We start from the raw sequence: 22,632 nt of genomic DNA, 5'->3' as shown, positions 1-22,632 counted from the left end.
CCACTGCGCTAGCGTGGAGCTTGATGGCGAACTCAACGACCCGGCTGACCAGCGATGCGTTGGCATTCCTCACCGAACGCCACCTCGCGATGCTGACGACCTTGCGCTCGGACAACTCACCCCACGTGGTGGCTGTCGGCTTCACCTTCGATCCCAAGACCCACATCGCCCGCGTCATCACCAGCGACGGTTCGCAGAAGGCCGTCAATGCCGAGCGGTCCGGCGTCGGGGTGCTGTCCCAGGTCGACGGCGCCCGCTGGCTGTCTCTGGAAGGTCAGGCCAGCGTCAACCGGGACCCGGACGCGGTTCGCGACGCCGAGCTGCGCTACGCCCAGCGCTATCGCACTCCGCGGGTGAATCCCAAACGCGTCGTCATCGAGGTACATGTCACCCGGGTGCTCGGCTCCTCGGGGCTGCTGGACCACACCAAGACCTAGACGGGCACCACCGTCAGCTCGTGCGGACCTGCGTTCACCGCGTCCGCGCCGTCGGCGGTGACGATCACGATGTCCTCGATGCGCGCACCCCAGCGGCCGGGGAAGTAAATCCCCGGCTCCACCGAGAACGCCATCCCCTCGGCCAGCGGTAGCTCGTTACCCGCCACGATGTAGGGCTCCTCGTGCACCGACAGCCCGATGCCGTGCCCGGTGCGGTGCACGAAGTACTCGCCCAGACCGGCCTCGGTCAGCACGTCGCGGGCGGCGGCATCGACCTGCTCGGCGGTCACCCCGGGGCGTACCGCCGCGACCGCGGCGGCCTGCGCGCGCTGCAGCACGGCGTACTGTTCGGCGATCTCGGCGCTGGGCTGCCCGAGGCTGTAGGTGCGAGTGCAGTCCGAGTTGTAGCCGGGCGCGTACGGGCCGCCGATGTCGACGACCACGACGTCGCCGGCCTGCAGCACCCGGTCGGACTGCTCGTGGTGCGGATCGGCGCCGTGCGGCCCGGATCCCACGATGATGAATGCCACTTCTGAATGACCCTCGGCGACAATGGCTTCGGCGATATCTGCGGCAACGTCGGCCTCGGTGCGGCCGGGCACCAGGAACTCGGGCACCCGGGCGTGCACCCGGTCGATCGCGGCACCCGCCTTGCGCAGCGCGTCGATCTCGGCGGGGTCCTTGATCATTCGCAGTGTCCGCAGGACGTCGGTGGCGAGCACCGGGACCGAACCGAGCCGCTGCGCCAGCGGCAACAGGTGCAATGCGGGCATCGAATCAGTCACCGCGACCCGCGCGTGTCCACCCAACGCGGCGGCCACCAACTCGTAGGGGTTGTCGCCGTCCACCCAGTCGGCGACATCCAGCCCGAGTTCGAGGATCGCCGACTCCTTCAGCGACGCCAGTTCCAGCCGGGGCACCACCACGCTGGGCGTGCCGGTCGCCGGCACCACCAGCGCGGTCAGCCGCTCGAAGGTCTGGGCCGCCGACCCGACGAGATAGCGCAGGTCGTACCCGGGGGTGATCACCAGCCCGGCCACCCCGGCGTCGGCGGCCGCGGCTGCGGCGGCCGAGAGGCGACGGGCATAGACATCGCTGCTGAATCTGCTGGCGGCGCTGGCGGTCATGCCAGCCAGGCTAGCTGCAGGCACACGATGACGCGATGCTGCGCGACACCCGTGACTCACCGGTGATCCCGCTGCCTATGCCGCCGAACTCAAGTGCCGCTGGGGCGGCACCGGCGACAAGGTGATCACCACCGGCTTCTACCTGTTCCGCGACGCCGGATAACTGGCGATCTCGACCAGGTTCCCCTCGGGGTCGCGGCAGTAGTGCGAGGTCATCGGACCGAGCGCGCCCGTCTTCGGCACGGGCCCCTCGGTGATCGTCACACCGGCTCGGCGCAACTGCGCCGCCACCTGGTCGGGGGTGGCTGTGGTGACGAAGCACAGGTCGAGTGAACCGGGCGAATCCGTTGCTGCGGTCGGCCAGTTCGGCGCGCCGGTGGGCCGCAGGTTGAGTTTCTGATCGCCGAACCGAAGCGCCACCCTGGTGCCGGCGAACACCTCCCTGCGCATGCCGAGCACGCGCACATACCAGTCGGCGACGGTCTCGACGTCGCGGCAGTTGAGCACGACGTGGTCGATCCGCTCGATGGCGAACGACATGGCTCAACGCTACTGGCAGGATGGCTCGCATGTCCGCACCGGTGTTGCTGCTCGACGGCGCAAGTATGTGGTTCCGTTCGTTCTTCGGGGTGCCCTCGTCGATCACCGCGCCGGACGGCAGGCCGGTCAACGCCGTGCGTGGCTTCGTGGACAGCGTGGCGACGCTGATCGCCCGGGAACGGCCGGGCCGGCTGGTGGTGTGCCTGGACCTGGACTGGCGCCCCCAGTTCCGGGTCGACGCGATCCCGTCGTACAAAGCCCACCGGGTGGCCGAGCAGAAGCCAAGCGGCCAAACGGATGTCGAGGAGGTACCCGACGAGCTGAGCCCACAGGTCGACATCATCATGGAGTTGCTCGACGCGTTCGGGATCGCCACCGCGGGTGCCGCCGGCTACGAGGCCGACGATGTGCTGGGCACCCTGGCCGCCGCCGAGCAGCGCGATTCGGTCGTGGTGGTCAGCGGTGACCGCGACCTGCTGCAGCTCGTCGGCGACGACCCGGTGGCCGTGCGGGTGCTGTACCTGGGCCGCGGCCTGTCCAACGCGACGATGTTCGGTCCGCCGGAGGTGGCCGAGAAGTACGGGGTGCCGGTGCACCGCGCCGGCCCTGCCTACGCCGAGCTGGCGCTGCTGCGCGGCGATCCGTCCGACGGCCTGCCCGGTGTGCCCGGCGTCGGGGAGAAGACGGCCGCGACGCTGCTGTCCCAGTACGGGTCGCTGGCCGACATCCTGGCCGCGGCACACGATCCGAAGTCCAAGCTGTCCAAGGCTTTTCGGAGCAAGATTCTGGCGGCAACGGATTACATCGAGGCCGCCGGACCGGTGGTGCAGGTGGCCCGCGATGCGCCGGTCGACCTCAGCACCGGCGACGACCGGCTACCGCTGGCCGCCGCCGACCCGGCCCGGGTCGCTGAATTGGCGCACGCCTACGGCGTGGGATCGTCGATCGGGCGGCTGCAGAAAGCGCTGGACGCCCTCTGATCCACGTTGAGTGAGCGCTCACGTACGGACATTGCCTGCCGAACCGTGCGTGAGCGCTATCTCAGCGCGATTACTTGGGCCGGCCGACCTCGTAGGTGCCCTTGTCGTCCTGGAACGTCACCGTCACCTGGCGCTTGGTGCCGTCGATGCTCACCTCGCAGGTGAAGGTGTCACCCTTCTTGACCGTCGGGTTCTGGCCGTTGTTGCACTTGACGTCCTTGACGTTCTTGGCGCCGTACCCGTTGGTCTCGTCGGTGAGGATGTTCTGCACGCCCTGCTGGGCCTTGCCGATGTCGAGCTTGGTGGTGACGAAGAAGCCGGGCTTCCAGAAGCCCAGCACCAGCACGGCCACCACGACGATCGCGGCGAGCAGGCCGACGACCGTGCCGATCACGGCCATCGACCGCTTGGAGGCCTCTTCGCCCCCCGGCTGCTGGGGATAGGGGTACTGGCCCGGTTCGCCCGGTTGGCCGGGATATTGACCGGGCTGCGGGTATTGGCCGTACTGCGGCGGCTGACCGTACTGGCCGGGCTGACCGTACTGCGGCTGGCCGTACTGCGGCTGACCGTAGCCGCCCGGGGCGTATTCGGTCGGCGCCGGGTAGGGCTGCTGCGGGTAACCCTGCGGCGGCTGCTGGCCGTACTGCGGGTATTGCTGGGGCGTGTAGGCGGGCGGTTGCCAGGCCGGCGGTTCGCTGGTCGGCTGCTGCCAGGCCGGCGTCTCGGGAGCCTGCGATTCCGGCTGTTGCCAAGACGGCGCAGCGGTCGTGGGCTGCTCGGAGCCGGCGGCAGGCTGATCCTGACCCTGCCCGGGCTGAGCCTGCCAGGGATTGGGGTCAGATCCCTGCGGTCCGCTCATCGTCTCTCCTTGATCTGGTCGCGATTCGCCGCTCCCACCGTAGCGTTTGCACAACCCTACCCGCCATCAACAGCGACGACGCCGCGCCGGACGTCCTCGATCGCGCGTTTCGCGGTGCTCCGCAGGCCGGATTGCGGTGCCGCGTTGCGGACCTGGTCCAGCAGGTCGAGCACCTGGCGGCACCACCGCACGAAATCGCCTGCGGGCAGCGGCGTGCCGGCCCCGGCCACGTCGGAGGCCGCCAGCGCGGCGGCCAGATCGCCGGTCGTCGCCCAGCGGTAGATCGCGGCCACGAAGCCGCCGTCGGGTTCGCGTGTCGGGGCGATCCGGTGCCGGTTCTCGTCGGCCCGCAGTTGCCCCGACATCCGGCGCATCTCGACCAGTGCCCGGCGCACGTTGGCCGTCGGCATCTCGATCGCGTGCGCCGGGGTGGGCCCGTCGCTGCCGCGGGTCTCGAACACCACCGCCGAGAGCACCGCCGCCAGCTCCGCCGGAGCCAGCCCCTTCCAGACGCCGCCGCGCAAGCATTCGGCGACCAGCAGATCGCTCTCGTTGTAGATCCGGGCCAGCAGCCTGCCGTCGGCGGTGACGCCGAAATCACCGCCACTCTGCTCGATGAACCCGCGCTCGGTCAGCAGACCGACGATCCGGTCGAACGTACGGGCCAGCGAGTTGGTGGCGGCGCTGACTTTCGCGCGGATCTGCTCGTTGTCGCGTTCTACGCGCAGATAGCGCTCACCGATGCGCACCTTGGCTTCCCGGTCCGCCAGCCCGTGCACGGGGTGGCGGCGCATTGCCTCCCGCAGCGACGCCAGCTCGGGGTCGACGTCACCGGGCTCGTCGCGATCGCCGCGCCGTTTCCGGGCGGACGGCACATTCAGCCCGGCGGCCGCCGAACGCAGCGCCGACGCCAGGTCCCGGCGCACCCTGGGCTGGCGGTGTTCGACCCGCTTGGGCAAGGACATCGAGCCCATCGGCACCGTCGCACCGGCGAAATCGGCGGAGGAAACCCTTCCGGCCCAATGGTTTTCGGTCAGAACGAGGGGGCGCGGATCGGCGGGATCGTTGGCCGGCTCCAAGACGACGGCCAACCCGCCGCGACGGCCCTGGGTGATGGAGATGATGTCGCCGCGGCGCAGGGCCGACAGCGCGTCCGCGGTGGCCTGCCTGCGCTGCAGCCGCGACGCGCGGGATTGGGCCCGTTCCCGCTCGCCGATCTTGGCGCGCAACCGCACGTAGTCCAGGACCGCTGGTTCCCGGTCGGGGTTCGTGCGCCGATCCCAGCCCAGTTCGGCGGCGATCTCGCCGAGCATCTTCTCGCCGCGCTCGACCCCGCGCACCAGCCCGACCACCGACCGGTCGGCCTGGTATTGGGCGAAGGACCGCTCGAGCAGCCGGTGGGCCTGTTCCGGGCCCATCTGGTTCACCAGATTGATCGTCATGTTGTACGACGGGGCGAACGAGCTCTTCAGCGGGAACGTCCGGGTCGACGCCAGACCGGCGACTTCGGCGGGCTCCACGTCGGGGTGCCACAGCACGACGGCGTGACCCTCGACGTCGATGCCGCGTCGCCCCGCCCGGCCGGTGAGCTGGGTGTACTCCCCCGGCGTCAGCGGCATGTGCTGCTCGCCGTTGAACTTGACCAGCTTCTCCAGCACCACCGTGCGGGCGGGCATGTTGATGCCCAGCGCCAGCGTCTCGGTCGCGAACACCGCCTTGACCAGGCCGGCGGTGAACAGCTCCTCGACGGTGTGCCGGAAGATCGGCAGCATGCCGGCGTGGTGGGCGGCCAGCCCGCGGAGCAGACCCTCGCGCCATTCGTAGTAGTCGAGCACCGCCAGGTCGGAGTCGGCGAGATCCCCGCAGCGGCGGTCGATGACCTCGGCGATCCGCTTGCGGTCCTCGTCGTCGGTCAGCCGCAGCGGGCTGCGAAGACACTGTTTGACCGCGGCGTCGCAGCCGGCGCGGGAGAAGATGAACGTGATGGCCGGCAGCAGGCCTTCGCGGTCCAGCGAGGCGATCACGTCGGGGCGCGACGGCGGCCGGTACAGGCCCGAACCCGGTCGGCCGCCGGGACGGCCGGAGCCGCGGCGGCGCGGTTCCCAGTCGGTGAGACGTTCGGCCTCGCGCCGATGGGCGATGTGCCGGATCAGGTCCGGGTCGACGAGGTGGGTCTTGCCCTCGCGGTCGTAGTCGAACAGGTCGAACAGCCGCTTGCCGACCAGCACGTGCTGCCACAACGGCACGGGACGGTGCTCGTCGACCACCACGGTGGTGTCGCCGCGGACGGTCTGGATCCAGCCGCCGAACTCTTCGGCATTGCTCACCGTGGCCGACAGGCTGACCAGCCGCACGTCGTCGGGCAGGTGCAGGATCACCTCCTCCCACACCGCGCCGCGCATCCGATCGGCCAGGAAGTGGACCTCGTCCATCACCACATGGGAAAGCCCCTGCAAGGAATCAGAACCGGCGTACAGCATGTTGCGCAGCACCTCGGTGGTCATCACCACCACCGGCGCGTCGCCGTTGACCGACTGGTCACCGGTCAGCAGACCGATGTTCTCCGCGCCGTAGCGGCGCACCAGATCATTGTGTTTCTGGTTGCTCAACGCCTTGATCGGCGTGGTGTAGAAGCACTTTCGCCCTGCGGCCAGCGCGAGGTGCACCGCGAACTCGCCGACGACCGTCTTGCCCGCCCCGGTCGGAGCGCAGACCAGCACGCCGTGGCCGCGTTCGAGGGCGTCACATGCCTTGACCTGGAACGGGTCGAGCCGAAACGTCAACAGGTCGCTGAACTGACGCAGCTGCGCCCCGACGGTCTCAGGTGACGTCGTCATGCTGTGCCGCAAACGTCGCCGGGGCGGCCACCGGCGTCGGCGCCTCGATGGGCGCGGCCTGGTCGTCGGGGATCTCGGCCTGCGCCTCGCGCTTGGCCTTGCGCCGGTCGTGCAGGCGGGCGATCTGGATCGCGAACTCCAGCAGTAGTGTCAGCGCCAACCCCAGCGCCAGCATCGAGAAGGGATCCGAGCCGGGCGTGGCGAACGCCGCGAACACGAACACCCCGAAGATCAGGCCGCGGCGCCAGGCCTTGAGCTTGGCGTAGGGCAACACCCCGATCAGGTTCAGCATGATGATCAGCAGCGGGAACTCGAAACTGACGCCGAAGATCAGCAGCAGGTTGATCAGAAAGCCGAAGTACTGGTCACCGGACAGCGCGGTGACCTGGACGTCGCTGCCAACGGTCAGCAGGAAGTGCAGCGCCTTGGCCAGCACGAAGTAGGCCAGCACGGTGCCGGCCACGAACAGCAGCGCCGCGAAGAAGACGAACACCGAGGCGAACCGGCGCTCGTTGCGGTACAGGCCGGGAGTGATGAACGCCCACAGCTGGTGCAGCCAGATCGGGCACGCCAGCACGATGCCTGCGGTCAGACCGACCTTGAGGCGCAGCATGAACTGGTCGAACGGGGCAGTCGCCAACAGCCGGCAGCCGCCGTCGGCGCTGATGTCGGCGCGCGCTGACTGGGGCAGCGAGCAGTAGGGTTCGCGCAGCCACTCGCCCAGGCTCTCCACGCCGAAGAAGCCGTGGCTGTACCAGAGGAAGCCGATGATCGTGGTGAGCACGATCGCGCCCATCGAGATCAGCAGCCGGGTCCGCAGTTCCCGGATGTGGTCGACGAGGGACATGGTCCCGTCCGGGTTGGTGCGGCTGCGACGTTGTCGCGGATCCAGCCGGGACAGGAATTTAGGGGTGCGCACGGCAGCGTCCAACTACGGCGCGCGGGCGCCTGGTCGTGGTCGGGATCAGGCCGGTTTGGCGTCGGTGTGGCTCTGGGCCGGCGGGGTCACCGGCGCCTCGACGCGTTCGGACTGAACCTGGGTGGCCGGCTGCGCGGGCGTGACGGGAGGTTCCGTCTTGCCTTCGCTCTGCAGCTCCTTGACCTCCGACTTGAAGATGCGCATCGACTTGCCCAGCGAGCGGGCGGCGTCAGGCAACCTCTTCGAGCCGAAGAGCAGCACGACCACGGCGATGAGAATCAGCCAGTGCCACGGTTGTAGAGCACCCAATTTGGTCACCTCCAGATGTTGGTTCGATGCTACCGCAGGCAGCCCCGCGACAAGCGGGGATGCAGGTCAGCCCCCCAGCTCGGCGTACGCGGCCACCGCCGCCGCGGCGCGGGCACGCACCCTGGCCACCAGCGACTCCGGCCCCGACACGGCGACGTCGGCGCCGAATCCCAGCAGCAGCCTGGTCATCCACTCCTCCGAGGCATAGGTCATCGCGACCTTGTGGTAGCCGTCGGGCAGCTCGTCGAGGATCCGCATCGGGTAGTACTCGAGCATCCACGACGCTGTCGGCGCGACCAGCAGGGTCGCGGCAGGCAGCGCCGGGTCGGCGTCGAACAGCGACGTGTCCGGCGGGGCCGCCACGGCCGGCTCGGGCGGCATGGCGGGCTGGTCGAGCACGCTGGCCGCCACGATCCGGTCGAACCGGAACAACCGCACCCCGTCGACGTCACGGGACCAGGCGTGCAGATAGCTGTGGTCGCCGACCAGCACCACCCGGATCGGGTCGACCACCCGGCTCGACAGCGTGTCCCGCGACGCCGAGTAGTACTCGATACTGAGCGCCCGACCGTCGCGCACGGCCGCGCGCACCGCCGCGGCGGTGTCGCTCTCGATCGGCGCCCGCTCCTGAACCGCGACGACGGTATGGGTGTGGTCGTGGCTGACGGTGCCGGCCGCCGACTCGATCTTGGCGATCGCGGACAGCGCGGCCTGCGGGTCGACGACGCCGGGGATGTCGATCAGCGCGCGCAGCGCGACCAGCAGGCCGGTGGCTTCCGGCGAGGTCAGCCGCAGCGGTTCGTCCATGCCAGCCGAGAACGTCACCTTGATGGTGTCCCCGGAGAATTCGAAGTCGATCAGGTCGCCAGGCCCGTAGCCGGGCAGGCCGCACATCCAGAGCTGGTCGAGATCCTGCTGGAGTTGTTTGCGGCTGACGCCGAGGTCGGCGGCGGCCTCGTCGTAGGTGATGCTCGGGTTGGCCTTCAGGTACGGGACCATGTTCAGCAGCCGCACCAGGCGGGTGGACACCGGGGTCATGCGCCGCCGCCCTCGCCGGCCTGGGCACGCAACCGGACCAGGACGTCCTCGCGCAGCGTGGCCGGTTCCAGAACCAGGGCGTCGGCCCCGTATCCGGCGACCTCGCGGGCCAGCCGGTCGCGGGTGCCGATGTCGAGCTCGATGACCTCGCCAACGCGGCCGCCGATGGTCCGCGGCCCCGCCGATCTACCGTTGCGGCGCAACGACATCGCCCGGCCGTCGGCCACCCATACCGATGCCTTCACCCCGCTGGGCGCCTCGCCGAGGGCCCGGTCGACGATGGCCCGCAGATCGACTCCGTCCGGCCGGGCGACCGAACCGGGCTCCCCGACGATGGTGATGTCGGCGCCGATCCGGGACAACCGAAACGTCCTGGTGGCGTTGCGGTCCCGGTCATGGCCGACGAGATACCAGCGGCCCCGGTCGGTGACCACACCCCACGGCTCGACGGTGCGCACGGTGTAGGGATCGGTGGGCAGCGAGCGATGCCGGAACTGCACCGGCTGACCGGAATCGATGGCCGACAACAGGTTTCCCAGCACGTCCTCCGACCCACGCAGCCCGGGTGGTCCCGACGCGGTGGTGATCGCGACGGCGGCGTCCGGGTCTACGTCGACGCCGGCCGCGCGCAACTTCAGCAGCGCGCCCTGGGTCGCGGTGACCAGCTCTGGCGACTGCCACAGCTGGGTGGCGATCGCCACCGCGCCGGCTTCGGTGTCGGTGAGCTCGATGTCGGGCAGCGCGTAAGCGTCCCGGTTGATCCGGTAGCCCTCGGTGGGGTCGAAAGTGGAGACCCGTCCGGTCTCCAACGGGATGCCCAGATCGCGCAACTCGTTCTTGTCGCGCTCGAACATCCGGGAGAACGCTTCGTCACTGGGGCTGTCGGCATATCCCGCCACGCTCGCGCGGATCCGGTCCGCGGTGATGTAGCCGTGGGTCGACAACAGCGCGATGACCAGATTCATCAGCCGCTCGACTTTGGATGTCGCCACTCGGAAAACCTTAGCCGGGATCGGCGCGCCGCTCGTGCGGCGCGCTCGTCACATGCTGGCGATGAGCCGCTTGACCCGCTCGTCGACCGATCGGAACGGGTCCTTGCACAGCACGGTGCGCTGCGCCTGGTCGTTGAGCTTGAGGTGCACCCAGTCGACGGTGAAATCCCGGCCGGCTTCCTGCGCCGCGCTGATGAACTCGCCGCGCAGCTTGGCGCGGGTGGTCTGCGGCGGCGTGTCGACGGCGGCCTCGATCTCCTCGTCGGTGGTGATCCGGGTCGCCAGGCCTTTGCGCTGCAGCAGATCGAACACGCCGCGGCCACGCTTGATGTCGTGGTAGGCCAGGTCAAGCTGGCTGATCTTGGGGTCGGACAGCTCCATGTTGTAGCGGTCCTGGTAGCGCTGGAACAGTTTGCGCTTGATCACCCAGTCGATCTCGGTGTCCACCTTGGCGAAATCCTGGCTCTCGACGGCGTCGAGCTGGCGGCCCCACAGGTCGACGACCTGGTCGATCTGGGTGTTCGGTTCGCGGGTCTGCAGGTATTCCACCGCGCGGGCGTAGTACTCGCGCTGGATGTCCAGCGCACTGGCCTGACGGCCACCGGCCAGCCGAACCGGCCGGCGCCCGGTCAGGTCGTGGCTGACCTCGCGGATCGCGCGGATCGGGTTGTCCAGCGAGAAGTCGCGGAACGCCACCCCGGCCTCGATCATCTCCAGCACCAGCGAGGCGGTGCCGACCTTGAGCATGGTCGTGGCCTCGCACATGTTGGAGTCGCCGACGATCACATGCAGCCGCCGGTATTTCTCGGCGTCGGCATGCGGTTCGTCGCGGGTGTTGATGATCGGCCGGGACCGGGTGGTCGCGCTGGACACCCCTTCCCAGATGTGCTCGGCGCGCTGGCTCAGGCAGAACGTGGCCGCCTTGGGGGTCTGCAGCACCTTTCCCGCGCCGCAGATCAGCTGGCGGGTGACCAGGAACGGCAACAGCACGTCGGAGATCCGGGAGAACTCACCGGCCCGCACGATCAGGTAGTTCTCGTGGCAGCCGTAGGAGTTTCCGGCCGAATCGGTGTTGTTCTTGAACAGGTAGATGTCGCCGCCGATGCCCTCGTCGGCCAGCCGCTGCTCGGCGTCGATGAGCAGGTCCTCCAGCACCCGTTCACCGGCGCGGTCGTGGGTGACCAGTTGCACCAGGTTGTCGCATTCGGCGGTGGCGTACTCCGGGTGGCTGCCCACGTCGAGGTACAGGCGCGCGCCGTTGCGCAGGAACACGTTCGAGCTGCGGCCCCACGACACCACCCGGCGGAACAGGTACCGGGCAACCTCGTCCGGACTCAGCCGGCGGTGGCCGTGGAACGTGCAGGTGACACCGAACTCGGTTTCGATGCCCATGATTCTCCGCTGCACACTGTCGAGCCTACTGGTTGGTTTCCGCTAGCGGTGCCCAAGCGGCGAGCGAAACACGTTTGCAATTCCTGTGGATGGCCGAGAAACCGGTGGCTGCCTGCGTGTCACGATGAGCCGTGCCCGAGCCCGTCGCGGTCGATATCGCCGCGCTGAATGCCCTCGCGGACCGCCTGACCCGCACCGCGGACGACCTCACGGCCGTCGAGATTCCCGGCGTCGAGGCGCTACCCGGTTCTGCGCTAGGCACTTTGGACGCGCCCAGGCGCGTCACCGCTGACGTGCGCCGGCTCGGGACGGATGTGCGGGATTGGGCCCGCTCGGCGCGCGGATCGGCCGGCGACCTGGCCGCCGCCGACAGCATCGGCGCACAGCGCCTCCCGACGCGGTGAGGGCCCCGAGTGTCTCGCAGGTGCAGGCCTGGCGGCCCGAAGCGCTGGCCGATGTGGCCGAGCAGTGGGATCAGGCCGCGGGCCGGCTGCAATCCCAGGCCGAGACGGTCGACGGCGCGGTCGCGGGCAGCTCCGGTGTGTTCACCGGCTCGGCGGCCGGCGCCGCCCGTGACGCCATCGGACCGACCACCGCGGGTCTTCGCCGGGCCTGCCGGGCCCTGGTTCTGGCCGCCGCCGAGGCGCGCGACGCGGCCGAGGTCATCGGCCGCGGCCGGGATCGGGTGCTGGCCGTGCTGGCCACCGCGCGCGACGAGGGTTGCCCGGTCGCCGAGGACGGTGCGGTCGGGCCCCCGGTGACAGCGGCGCCGCTGCTGGTGACGTGCAGTGGCGGCGCCGAACCGGCGGCCCGGGCGATGCTGGACGCCCGGGCCGGCGAACTGACCCGCAGGCTGCGGGCCGCGCTCGGCGAACTCGGCGCGGCCGACGCCGAGGCGGCCAGGGCGATCGACGCGGCGTTCGGTGCCGTCGCCGAACCGGTCGCGGTTCGGCCTGCGGCGGCCGCCGCAGACCCGGTGGCCGATTGGCCGGACATGAGCCAGGACCGCATCGCCGGCCAGATCGCCGCGATGACCGAGGCCGAGCGCCAACGGCTGATCGACCAGCGGCCCCATGAGGTCGGCAACACCGACGGGGTTCCCTGGGACATGCGGATGGCGGCCAACCGGATCAACATCGCCAGCGCGATCCTCGACGAGCGCCGCACCCTCGAAACACCCGACGAGGTCAAGCTGCGCGCCGCCGTCGACCCCACGATGAACCCGGCCGACGCCGAACGGTGGTGGGCCGCACTGCACGTCGACCCGGCGCTGCGGGCCGCCGCCCTTGCCCACTACGACCGCGGCGCCCACACCCGGATCGCGTACTACGAGACGTTGCTGGCCGACGTCGCCGATCCCGCGGACCACGACCGTCGGGTGCCGCGGCAGATCGTCGGTTTCGATCCCGCACGCGAGTCGCTGATCGAGGTCTCCGGCGACCTGGGGCGGGCGCGCGCGTTGGGGGTGCTGGTGCCCGGGCTCAACACCACCTTCGACGGTGCGGCCGACGACATCGCCACCGCACGGCGGTTCGTCGCAGGCTCCGGCGGCGACGTCGCGATGATCACCTATCTCGGCGGGCCCTTTCCGACCGGCGATCTACTCACCGGCGTCGTCGATGCGGCCGATGCCCGGTACGCAGTGCAGATGGCGCGGCGACTGGTCGCGTTCAGTGAGGACGTCGATCGCCGGGCCGGCGAGATTCCGGTGACCTACCTGGGCCACTCCTACGGTGGGTCGATCGTCGGCACCGCGGAGCGCTTCGGTCTCACCGCCGACCGGGTGGTCTACATCGAAGCCGCGGGATCCGGAGTGGGAGTGCACGATCCGTCGGACTGGCACAACCGCAACCCTGCGGTAGCGCGGTATTCGATGACCGCACCCGGCGACCTGATCGAGTTGGTGCAAGGCATCTGGTTCGGGGCGCACGGCGCCGACCCCGACGACATGGCCGGGGTGAGCAGGCTGGCGGCGGGCCGCCGGCTCAACGGCCTGCCGATGGCCGGGCCGTCCGCGCACAGCGACGTGCTCAACGAGCCCTCCGACGCCTGGCACAACATCCTCGCGGTCATCACCGGTGACCGGTCGAACATCCGGCTGGACTAGGTACCCACGAATCGGAGGCGACTACTCGGTCGACGGATCGAGAATTCGAGTAGTGCCCTACCCTGTCCGCCCACCGTGGACGCGGGCCACCATCATGTGGTCCGCAATGGTGAGGGGACCACGATGACGACTACAGACACCAATCCTAACCTTCAGGCTGAAACACGTTGGGCGAAGGGCGATTCGGCGCAGGGAACGACACCGAGCGGCGGCCGACGGCGATTGACGCTCGCTGCGGCCGGGGCGCTTGTGCACGGCGAGGATCAAGTCGCCGCCGCACTCGTGGCCCTGCCATTACGCACACTGCGCAACGGCGCCCGAGCATCCAGCCTGATCAGGTGCTTGGACAAGCTCGATTCCGCCTCTTACGGCGCGATTGCGTCCATCCTCGACAGCACTCCGGAACTGAAGACACGATTCACCCGGCTCGTTCTCGACGCGTCCCGGCTGGCGGCGCAGGCGACCTCCGGCGAAGCCGACGGGGTCGGCACGGCCGACCCACTCATCGATGAAGGAAGAGCTGTCGCCACGGCCCTCGCGTCCGCTACCGATGACGTCGAGCTCGCCTCGGCGCTGCACGAAGCGGTCGAACTCAGCGATCAACTCCGGGGTGTGCGAACCGAAGACCTCTGCGGACGTCTCAACGCATTACCCGACTTTCACGATCCTGTCGTGCTCGAGGGCGGCGCGGGCGCCGATCACATCGATGTACACGCTGGGGTCCGGGTCGTCCACTCGCCTTCCTGGCTCTCGCCGATACACGACACGGTCACCCCGACCATCGACGTCGGCAGCCTTCTGACGGAGGCCATCCGGCGAGACGAAGCCCAGCAACACATCACCCGCAAAGCGGCAGAGCTGGGTGCAGGCACTCCGCGGGGCCCATTGCGGACTGCAGGCAGCGGCTACGTCATTCGCTACCCGGACTACAACATCTACTTCAGCGAGAAGACGGGAGCCCACGAAGTTCACGGGGACATCCTGGCCAAATACAAGGCGGCCAACGGTATCGGCCAACTCGGGCTGCCGACGACAGATGAGACGGGGACTCCCGACGGCATCGGTCGCTACAACCACTTCGAGACGGGCTCGATCTACTGGACCCCGGACACCGGCCCGATGATCATCACCGGCCTGGTCCGTGCCAGGTGGGCCGCAGCCGGCTGGGAAAACGGCCCACTCGGTTATCCCGTGGCCGACACCTACCACATCCCGGGCCTCTATCCGCCGGACAATCCGAAAGTGGCGTGGTCGCTGTTCCAGAACGGAGCAATGATCACGACCGCAGACGGTGTGAAAGAGTCTGCCGCGGCGAATCTCTCGCCCGAGCGACTCCGCATCATGATTCGCGCATTCATCGACGACGGTGTGCACCGGGCGGGGCAGAGCCTAGGCCTGCATCCCCAGACCGAGATAGTCGAGGTGTCGCCGTGGAGCTACGGCTTCTGGGCCGCATCGCCCCGGCTGGTGACGATCGCGCTGCACGGATTTCGGGACAACGGACTGCTGCCGGATACCGATTTCGACATCACGATGCGCCTGCGATTCAGTCTCGTCTGGCTGCCGGCATTCACCGCACCGGCATCGAAAACGCTCATCGCGGCCCTGGACTGGCACCGGGTGACCGCCAACGGCATAGCCAGCGGGCAGATCGCCAACGGCGTCTACAACGGGATCACCACCGCATTCTGGCGCGGCGGCTCCGACCCGATTCACCCGGAAGTGCCCGACGGCGCGGTATTCATCGCGAGCATTCCCACCGGGATAGACCAGAGAGGTAGCGGCAACGTCGACGTCATCGACGTCCTGACCACATCGCAGGGTGGGCTCCAGGTTCTGGTCAACCCGCTGCCGCCGCTCGTCGGCGACTTCCGGCGCCAACAGGCACAGCGGGCCATCGACAACCTCGGACTCTGACCGCCGAAACCAACAACCGAAGGGGGCAAAATGCCTGTCGAACAACCGCAGATCGGCACGTGTGTCGGCGGCGAGCTGAATGGAATGAGGGTTTACGACATGTCGGACGTCATCGCCTGTCGCGCTTCGGGTGGCGAAGTCGTCCCCGGTTCCAGCGCGCCGCCACCTCGCGTCATGCAATCGCTGTTCACCGAGCACGTTTCAGCTGGCGACAAACGGTCCGAGAATTCCACCGAGGTCAATGTCCTCTATTTTCCGCTCTGCAACATGCACCGCCGCTTCCCCGATTCACCGATCGCGCGGACACTCGACGAACTCGACGTCGATGCGACACGGGACATCACCCGAGCCCTGAGCGACGACGCCGAGCTCCGGCGCAGGGTCGTCAGGTTTGCGTTGGATGTGGCCTACGTCGTGGCGAAGGCGACGGCGCTCGAGGCCACCGCAGGCACGACGCCCACACCGCCTATCCCTGCCGAATTGATATCAACCGGTAGAGAATTGGGCGAAATCTTGGCCGGACGGGTTGGCGACAAGGGCCTGGCCGACACGTTCACCGCACTCATCGACCGAAGCGCCGAACTCGACGGGGCAAACGTGCTGGACATCATCCGCCTCCTTGCCGAAGATCGGCAAGCCGCCGGCTGAACGATCGCACTCCTGGCGCAGAGCCCACCGATGACGGGTTGAGTCAGGAGTTTTCGTCCGGCGCCGGCGCGTCTTCGCTCTTGGGCAGAAGGGCTTCCAACGCTGATCCGGTGATTCGCCGGAACGCCCGACGCGGCCGCTTGGCATCCAGGATGGCCACCTCCAGCGTGCTGGGGCCCAGCACGCGTGGCTCGGCCGCCGGTGCGGAGTTACCCGCCGCGCTGCTGATCCCGGCGCGCAACGCGTCGACGGCGATCCGGACCGCGTCACCGAGTGCGGCGTTCTCGGAGTAGGACTCCTTGAGTGCGGTGATGATCGGATCGGTGGTCCCACCCATCACCACGAAATGCGGTTCGTCGGCGATCGAACCGTCATAGGTGATGCGGTAGAGCTCAGGCGGTTTCGTCTCGCCGTAGTGGGCCACCTCGGCCACGCACAGCTCCACCTCGTAGGGCTTGGCCTGCTCGGTGAAGATCGTTCCGAGGGTCTGGGCGTAGACGTTGGCGAGCTGACGACCTGTCACATCGCGCCGGTCGTAGGCGTAGCCACGGGTGTCGGCGAACTGGATTCCGCCACGACGCAGGTTGTCGAACTCGTTGAACCGGCCGACCGCCGCGAACCCGACCCGGTCGTAGAGCTCGCTGATCTTCTGCAGGGACCGCGACGGGTTCTCCGCCACGAACAGCACCCCGGAGTCGTAGGCGAGCACGACCACGCTGCGGCCGCGGGCAATGCCCTTGCGCGCGAGCTCGGAACGCTCACGCATCGCCTGCTCAGGCGAGATGAAATAGGGGAAGCTCACTTAGTCCACCCGGGGTGCTTCGTTGCTCGGTCCCGTGCCGGGTCCGAATGTGTTGGTCGCCGAACGCTTTTCGATCACCTCGCGAGCCAGGGCCGAGATGCGTTGCTCGGTCACCTCGGCGGCGCCACCGGCCTCGATCGTCACGGCGGTCGGGTATATGCCGCGCACCAGATCCGGCCCGCCGGTGGCGGAGTCGTCATCGGCGGCGTCGTAGAGCGCTTCGACGGCCGCCCGCAGGGCCGAATCCGCGTCGGTGACGCCGGCGTAGAGCTTCTTGATCGACGACTTCGCGAACAGCGACCCAGAGCCGACCGACTGGTAGCCCTCGTCTTCGATGTTCCAGCCGCCGGCGGCGTCGAACGACACGATCCGGCCCGCCGCTTCGGGGTTGGGGTCGTCGATGTCGTAGCCGGCCAGCAGCGGCAGAGCCACGAATCCCTGCAGTGCCGCACCGAGATTGCCGCGCACCATCGTCGAGAGGCGGTTCACCTTCCCGCGGAAGGTGAGCGGGACACCCTCGACCTTCTCGTAGTGCTCCAACTCGACGGCGTACAGCCGGGCGAACTCGACCGCGATGGCCGCGGTGCCCGCGATGCCGGTCGCCGTGTAGTCGTCGGTGATGTACACCTTCTGCACGTCGCGGCTGGCGATCATGTTGCCCTGAGTGGCCCGGCGGTCACCGGCGATCAGCACACCGCCGGGGTAGCGCAGCGCCACGATCGTGGTGCCGTGCGGCAGCGCGTCACCCGGCAGCGCACCGGTTGCACCGGTGGTGGTCGGCAGCAACTGTGGGGCTTCTCGCCTCAGAAAATCGGAAAACGAGGATAGATCGGTCAGAGGTGAACTGGTGGCCAGGCGATCAGAGAACGGCCAGGTCACTGTCCGCCCTTTTGAACATAGGCGCGCACGAAGTCCTCGGCGTTCTCCTCGAGGACATCATCGATCTCGTCCAGCAGGTCGTCGGTCTCCTCGGCGAGCTTGTCGCGACGCTCCTGGCCGCCGGCCGCGTTACCGGAGAGGTCGTCGTCCTCGCCGCCTCCGCCACCGCGCTTGGTCTGCTCTTGAGCCATCGCTGCCTCCTGCTCGTGATCGGCGACTGTGTCGTGCCATTCGGCCGGGCCGCCGGTTCCTCCACACTACCGGTCGCGACCGGTATTGCTCCCTCTAACGAACGTCAGGTCGTGAGTTGTTCCACGAGTTGCACTGCGCTGTCGACCGAATCGAGCAGCGCGCCCACGTGGGCTTTGCTGCCCCGCAGCGGCTCGAGCGTCGGGATCCGCACCAGCGAATCGCCGCCCAGGTCGAAGATCACCGAGTCCCAGCTGGCGGCGGCGATGTCGGCACCGAAGCGGCGCAGGCATTCACCGCGGAAGTAGGCCCTGGTGTCGGTCGGCGGGTTGTCGACCGCGTCGATCACCTGCTGCTCGGTGACCAGTCGTTTCATCGACCCGCGGGCGACCAGCCGGTTGTAGAGGCCCTTGTCCAGGCGCACATCGGAGTACTGCAGGTCGACCAGATGCAGCCGCGGCGCCGACCAGCCGAGGTTCTCCCGCTGGCGGAACCCCTCCAGCAGCCGCAGCTTGGCCGGCCAGTCCAGCAGCTCGGCACACTCCATCGGGTCGCGTTCCAGCAGGTCCAGGACGTGCGCCCAGGTCTCGATGACATGGCTGGCACGCGGATCGGGGTCGCGGGCGTCCACCAGCTTGGCGACCCGGTCCAGGTAGATGCGCTGCAGGGCCAGCGCGGTCAGCTCGCGGCCGTCGGCCAAAGCCACGGTGGCCCGCAGCGACGGGTCCCGGCTGATCACGTGCACCGCGTGCACCGGGCGGGCCAGGGCCAGATCCGACAGGTCCAGCCCGTGCTGGGGGCCCTCCTCGATCAGGTCCAGGACCAGCGACGTCGTTCCGACCTTGAGGTACGTCGAGGTCTCGGCGAGGTTGGCGTCACCGATGATGACGTGCAGGCGCCGGTACTTGTCGGCATCGGCGTGCGGCTCGTCGCGGGTGTTGATGATGCCCCGCTTGAGCGTCGTCTCGAGGCCGACCTCGACCTCGATGTAATCGCTGCGCTGCGACAGTTGGAAGCCCGGTTCGTCGCCGGACGGGCCGATGCCCACGCGGCCGGACCCGGTGACCACCTGGCGCGACACCATGAACGGCGTCAGCCCCGAGATCACCGCCGAGAACGGCGTCTGCCGGCTCATCAGGTAGTTCTCGTGCGACCCGTAGGACGCGCCCTTGCCGTCGACGTTGTTCTTGTAGAGCTGCAGCTTGGCCGCGCCGGGCACGCTGGCCACATGCCGGGCCGCGGCCTCCATCACCCGCTCGCCGGCCTTGTCCCAGATCACCGCGTCCATCGGGTCGGTGACCTCGGGCGCCGAATACTCCGGGTGGGCGTGATCGACGTAGAGGCGGGCGCCATTGGTCAGGATCATGTTCGCCGCACCGACCTCGTCGGCGTCGACCACCGGCGGCGGACCGGACGACCGGCTCAGGTCGAATCCGCGGGCGTCGCGCAGCGGCGACTCCACCTCGTAATCCCACCGGGTGCGCTTGGCCCGCTGGATACCGGCGGCCGCGGCGTACGCCAGCACCGCCTGTGTCGAGGTCAGGATCGGATTGGCGGTCGGATCGGACGGCGATGAGATGCCGTATTCGACCTCGGTCCCGATGATCCGTTGCATGGTCGCCAGCCTACGGGGCCAGGGCCGGCCGGCGTCGCGCGCCTGCCGCGTGGACGGGGTGACTTCCCGCTAGGGTGGCCTCACCTGAGAAGCCGCCACATCGGAGCACCGCAACGATGACAGCACCGGACCGCTACACCCAAGAGCGGTGGTTTCTCGTTCATGGGCTGCCCGCCGTGGTACGCCGAACGGCACTGCTGCACCGGGTATGGAGTCGCTCGGCGCCGGCGCTGGCCGCGCTGGCGGTGATCGCGGTCAACTCGATCCTGGTGGTGCGGTTGTCGGGCAAGCACACCATCGACATCGACGGCCGCCCGACGGTGACCGAGGGTTTCCTGCTCGCGCTGGTGGTGTTGGTGGTACCGGTAGCGGGTCTGGCCGGCTGGCTGGTGTCCCGGATCGACACCCCGCGCCCGCGCGGCGTGGCCGCCACCGTCTGCCTGGTGCTGGTCGTCCTCGGCTGTGTCTTCGGCGGTCCCAGCCCGCGGGTGCTGGTGAACCTGACGGCCTCGGCGATCTCGATCGGGATCATCCTGGTGGCAACCGCGACCGGGATCGGCTCGCTGCTGGGCTGGGCCGCGCGCGACACCATGGCGAACCTGGCACTGGCCAGCGGCATGTTCGTGCGCGCCCTGCCGGTCGTGCTGCTGACGTTTCTGGTGTTCTTCAACACCTACGTGTGGCTGATGGCGGCGATCATCAGCCGGTCGCGGCTGTGGTTGGCGATCGGATTCCTGTTCCTGATCGCCGCGGCGTTTCTGGTCTCGAGCACCCTGGAACGCGTCCGGCCCATCCTCGCCGCGCCCGAACCGGCGCCCGCCGACCAGGATCGCCTGGTCGGTACCCCGTTCGAGGACATCGCCGACGAGCCCGGCGCCGACCCGCTGTCCCGCTCCGAACGCGCCAACGTGGTGTTCATCGTCGCCGCCTCCCAGGTCGGTCAGGTGCTCACGGTTGCGCTGGCAACCGGCACGATCTTCCTGGTGTTGGGTCTGATCGTGGTGAGCCCGCCGCTGCTGGACTCGTGGACGCGCGGCAGCGGCCGCACCGACGGCGAATTCCTCGGGATGATCCTGCCGGTCCCCGACCCGCTGATTCAGACGACGATGATGCTGACCGCCATCACCTTCATGTATCTGGCCGCCAAGGCGGTCACCGACAAGGAGTACCGCTCGCAGTTCCTCGACCCCCTGCTGGACAACCTGCGCTTGACGTTGGTGGCCCGCGACCGCTACCGCGCGTCGCGCCGGAGCCGCTGAGGTGAGCACCGACACCCGGGACGTCCAGGACTGGTTTCTGGACCGGGGGCTGCCGCTGGTGTTGACCCGCCGGGTCCGCTCGCGGGCGTTGATCGAGCGCTCGGCCCCGGTGGTCAGCGGAATCGGTGCGCTGATCGCGGTCACGACTCTGGTCGCCGACTTCAGCGACGGCAGTGCACGATTCGTGACCGTCGTGCGGCTGTCGGTGATGGCGGCCGTCCTGGCCGCTGCGCCGTTCGCCCTGTATTTCCTGCATCAGGCCGGCACGACGCGTAGCGAGGCCGGGCGACGCGGCGCGGGATTGTTCGTGATGGCGTTGTTCGTGATCGGCCTGCCGCTGACCGACCGTGGCTGGACCGGCCTGACGATGGCCGAGGTCGCCGGTTTCGCCGTCGTCGCGGCACTCACGGTGTGGCTGACCTATCTCGGCATCGGCTCGATCGTGCTGTGGGCGTTCCGGTTCGCCTGGCTGCAGTTCGGCGCCCTGGGCACCTTGATGAGTCGGGCCCTCCCGCTGCTCATGCTGACCGTGGTGGTGTATTTCACCGGCGAGCTGTGGCAGCTGTCGGCCCGGATGACACGCGAACGCCTCTGGCAGACAATCGGTTTCCTGTCGCTGGTGGCACTCGCCTTCATGGTGGTGACCATCCGCGACGAGGTGCGGGCGCTGCGGGAGGACCGGTCGGGCCGGCAGGACACCGCCACTCTCTTGGCCGACACGCCACTGGCCGGCGCACCGGACCCGGCCCGCACCCCGCTGTCGCGGGCCGAGCAGGTCAACGTCGTCGCGGTGATGGTGGTCTCCCAGGCGATCCAGGTGGTGTTCTTCACCACCGGACTCTTCGCGTTCTTCGTGGCGCTGGGCACCATCGCGATTCCCGACGACGTGACCGTGTTGTGGTCGGCCGAGCAGACCTGCCCGGCCGGTGAACCACCTTGTGCCGGAACGTGGTTTGGTATCCATGTGCCGGTCCCCCAGACCGTGGTGCACACTTCACTGTTCGTGGCGGTGTTGTCCGGGCTCTACTTCACCGTCAGCACCAGCGTGGACCCGCTGTACCGACAGCGGTTCTTCGACCCGTTGATCGCCGATGTCGCGGTGAGCCTGGCCGGCCGCGACGCTTACCTGGAGATGGAGGAACGTGATGGCAGATCGCATTGACGTGTTCGGCAAGCGCTACGGGGAGGTGCTGCTCGTCCACGCGGGCGAAGCCGGCCCGGAAGCCACTGTGTACAACAGCTTTCCGCTCAACGACTGCCCCGCCGAGCTCTGGACCCAGCTCGACGCTGAAGCCATCGCCAAGGAGAACGGGGCGATCGCCGCGCTGCTCAACGGCCCGCGCTACTGGTTGATGAGCGGGATCGACAAGGTCGCGCCGGACGAGCAGGAGACCAAGACATTCGGCGGGATCGAGATGATCCGCCAGGCGACGGTCAAACTGTCGTCGATGAACCCCGCCCCGTACAGCGCCAACCAGGTGGACCGTAAGACGGTGTTCCACTTCGACGCCGGACGGCCGGTGTTCGAACTCGTCGACCCGGATGGGCAGCGCTGGGTCATGCAGACCTACAGCCAGGGGGTGGATTCGGGGCTGAGCCTGGCCGATCTGCCGGATCTGGGTGCACGGTTGACGTTGCCCGAGGGCTGGCGCTACGAGGCACGCACCCTGACCGAGCGGTTGAGCGTGGACACCACCACCCGCGACGCCCACGTCACTCAGGACAATTTCGCCAACAGCTATTCGCTGGAATTCTGAGCGGATTCGTCACGAATTTACGCCGCCGC

22 protein-coding genes are annotated in these 22,632 nt (G+C 68.7%); 9 read left to right on the top strand and 13 right to left on the bottom strand.

Features of this window, described 5'->3' with window-relative positions; translation table 11 throughout:
• The first annotated feature begins 23 nt into the window (after nt 1-23).
• Nucleotides 24-437 carry a F420-dependent biliverdin reductase gene (locus MSZK_RS09705; protein WP_099247312.1) on the top strand — a complete coding sequence of 138 codons (414 nt, stop codon included), beginning with the start codon at nt 24-26 and terminating at the stop codon, nt 435-437.
• Here the strand turns inward: MSZK_RS09705 and MSZK_RS09700 are convergent.
• Both MSZK_RS09700 and MSZK_RS09695 read right to left on the bottom strand, forming a co-directional pair.
• Nucleotides 434-1,564, bottom strand: coding sequence for a Xaa-Pro peptidase family protein (locus tag MSZK_RS09700; RefSeq protein ID WP_099247311.1), 1,131 nt, complete (start codon nt 1,562-1,564; stop codon nt 434-436). The genes MSZK_RS09705 and MSZK_RS09700 overlap by 4 nt on opposite strands.
• A 138-nt stretch (nt 1,565-1,702) precedes the next feature.
• Nucleotides 1,703-2,104, bottom strand: a complete 402-nt coding sequence (locus tag MSZK_RS09695) for a VOC family protein (RefSeq protein WP_099247310.1) — start codon at nt 2,102-2,104, stop codon at nt 1,703-1,705.
• A gap of 29 nt (nt 2,105-2,133) precedes the next feature.
• Here MSZK_RS09695 and MSZK_RS09690 point away from each other — a divergent pair, with 29 nt between their 5' ends.
• Complete coding sequence (locus MSZK_RS09690; RefSeq protein WP_099247309.1) at nt 2,134-3,084, top strand: 5'-3' exonuclease; 951 nt, start codon at nt 2,134-2,136, stop codon at nt 3,082-3,084.
• Nucleotides 3,085-3,154: 70 nt separating this feature from the next.
• Here MSZK_RS09690 and MSZK_RS09685 read toward each other — a convergent pair whose 3' ends face one another.
• The 7 genes from MSZK_RS09685 to pafA all read right to left on the bottom strand — a co-directional run bounded on the left by MSZK_RS09685 (nt 3,155) and on the right by pafA (nt 11,445).
• Nucleotides 3,155-3,943: a DUF4333 domain-containing protein gene (locus MSZK_RS09685; protein ID WP_099247308.1), complete on the bottom strand. Its 789-nt coding sequence runs from the start codon at nt 3,941-3,943 to the stop codon at nt 3,155-3,157.
• Nucleotides 3,944-3,999: 56 nt separating this feature from the next.
• A complete protein-coding gene (locus MSZK_RS09680; RefSeq protein ID WP_099247306.1) occupies nt 4,000-6,780 on the bottom strand; it encodes an RNA helicase in 2,781 nt (926 codons plus the stop codon).
• Nucleotides 6,764-7,699, bottom strand: a complete 936-nt coding sequence (tatC, locus tag MSZK_RS09675; protein WP_099247304.1) for a twin-arginine translocase subunit TatC — start codon at nt 7,697-7,699, stop codon at nt 6,764-6,766. Before tatC ends, MSZK_RS09680 begins: the two co-directional genes overlap by 17 nt.
• A 45-nt stretch (nt 7,700-7,744) precedes the next feature.
• Entirely contained in the window at nt 7,745-8,008 is a 264-nt protein-coding gene (gene tatA, locus MSZK_RS09670) for a Sec-independent protein translocase subunit TatA (RefSeq protein ID WP_099247364.1), read from the bottom strand.
• 66 nt (nt 8,009-8,074) lie between these two features.
• Nucleotides 8,075-9,046 carry a YafY family protein gene (locus MSZK_RS09665; protein WP_099247302.1) on the bottom strand — a complete coding sequence of 324 codons (972 nt, stop codon included), beginning with the start codon at nt 9,044-9,046 and terminating at the stop codon, nt 8,075-8,077.
• Nucleotides 9,043-10,038, bottom strand: a complete 996-nt coding sequence (locus tag MSZK_RS09660) for a YafY family protein (RefSeq protein ID WP_099247300.1) — start codon at nt 10,036-10,038, stop codon at nt 9,043-9,045. The genes MSZK_RS09665 and MSZK_RS09660 overlap by 4 nt, the downstream gene beginning before the upstream one ends.
• A gap of 48 nt (nt 10,039-10,086) precedes the next feature.
• Nucleotides 10,087-11,445 (bottom strand): Pup--protein ligase, encoded by a 1,359-nt coding sequence (gene pafA, locus MSZK_RS09655; protein WP_099247298.1) that lies wholly within the window; start codon nt 11,443-11,445, stop codon nt 10,087-10,089.
• 116 nt (nt 11,446-11,561) lie between these two features.
• On the opposite strand from pafA, the gene MSZK_RS09650 reads away from it, so the two are divergent.
• The 4 genes from MSZK_RS09650 to MSZK_RS09635 all read left to right on the top strand — a co-directional run bounded on the left by MSZK_RS09650 (nt 11,562) and on the right by MSZK_RS09635 (nt 16,102).
• Entirely contained in the window at nt 11,562-11,834 is a 273-nt protein-coding gene (locus MSZK_RS09650; RefSeq protein ID WP_099247296.1) for a hypothetical protein, read from the top strand.
• Between the two features lie 20 nt (nt 11,835-11,854).
• Nucleotides 11,855-13,537, top strand: a complete 1,683-nt coding sequence (locus MSZK_RS09645) for an alpha/beta hydrolase (protein ID WP_233211205.1) — start codon at nt 11,855-11,857, stop codon at nt 13,535-13,537.
• 222 nt (nt 13,538-13,759) lie between these two features.
• Complete coding sequence (locus MSZK_RS09640; protein WP_233211204.1) at nt 13,760-15,454, top strand: LGFP repeat-containing protein; 1,695 nt, start codon at nt 13,760-13,762, stop codon at nt 15,452-15,454.
• A 99-nt stretch (nt 15,455-15,553) separates the two neighbouring features.
• The gene (locus MSZK_RS09635; protein ID WP_142389906.1) at nt 15,554-16,102 is read left to right on the top strand and encodes a hypothetical protein; all 549 of its coding nucleotides are present in this window, start codon (nt 15,554-15,556) and stop codon (nt 16,100-16,102) included.
• A 43-nt stretch (nt 16,103-16,145) separates the two neighbouring features.
• On the opposite strand, the gene prcA is transcribed toward MSZK_RS09635, so the two are convergent.
• The 4 genes from prcA to dop all read right to left on the bottom strand — a co-directional run bounded on the left by prcA (nt 16,146) and on the right by dop (nt 19,587).
• Nucleotides 16,146-16,904 (bottom strand): proteasome subunit alpha, encoded by a 759-nt coding sequence (gene prcA, locus MSZK_RS09630; protein ID WP_099247290.1) that lies wholly within the window; start codon nt 16,902-16,904, stop codon nt 16,146-16,148.
• Nucleotides 16,905-17,783, bottom strand: a complete 879-nt coding sequence (prcB, locus tag MSZK_RS09625) for a proteasome subunit beta (protein WP_099247288.1) — start codon at nt 17,781-17,783, stop codon at nt 16,905-16,907. It abuts the gene before it with no gap.
• Complete coding sequence (locus tag MSZK_RS09620; protein WP_099247286.1) at nt 17,780-17,974, bottom strand: ubiquitin-like protein Pup; 195 nt, start codon at nt 17,972-17,974, stop codon at nt 17,780-17,782. Before MSZK_RS09620 ends, prcB begins: the two co-directional genes overlap by 4 nt.
• A 104-nt stretch (nt 17,975-18,078) precedes the next feature.
• A complete protein-coding gene (dop, locus tag MSZK_RS09615) occupies nt 18,079-19,587 on the bottom strand; it encodes a pup deamidase/depupylase (protein ID WP_099247284.1) in 1,509 nt (502 codons plus the stop codon).
• A gap of 116 nt (nt 19,588-19,703) precedes the next feature.
• Here dop and MSZK_RS09610 point away from each other — a divergent pair, with 116 nt between their 5' ends.
• From MSZK_RS09610 to MSZK_RS09600, 3 genes are read left to right on the top strand one after another with little or no spacing between them, the layout of a single operon-like run.
• Complete coding sequence (locus MSZK_RS09610; RefSeq protein ID WP_099247282.1) at nt 19,704-20,846, top strand: hypothetical protein; 1,143 nt, start codon at nt 19,704-19,706, stop codon at nt 20,844-20,846.
• 1 nt (nt 20,847) lies between these two features.
• Nucleotides 20,848-22,008: a hypothetical protein gene (locus MSZK_RS09605; RefSeq protein ID WP_099247280.1), complete on the top strand. Its 1,161-nt coding sequence runs from the start codon at nt 20,848-20,850 to the stop codon at nt 22,006-22,008.
• Nucleotides 21,992-22,603 carry a hypothetical protein gene (locus MSZK_RS09600; protein ID WP_099247278.1) on the top strand — a complete coding sequence of 204 codons (612 nt, stop codon included), beginning with the start codon at nt 21,992-21,994 and terminating at the stop codon, nt 22,601-22,603. The genes MSZK_RS09605 and MSZK_RS09600 overlap by 17 nt, the downstream gene beginning before the upstream one ends.
• Nucleotides 22,604-22,632 lie beyond the last annotated feature (29 nt).

It is taken from the genome of Mycobacterium sp. shizuoka-1 (assembly GCF_002723835.1).
Taxonomy (GTDB): Bacteria; Actinomycetota; Actinomycetes; order Mycobacteriales; family Mycobacteriaceae; genus Mycobacterium.
This window is presented reverse-complemented; position numbering and strand designations above follow the sequence as displayed.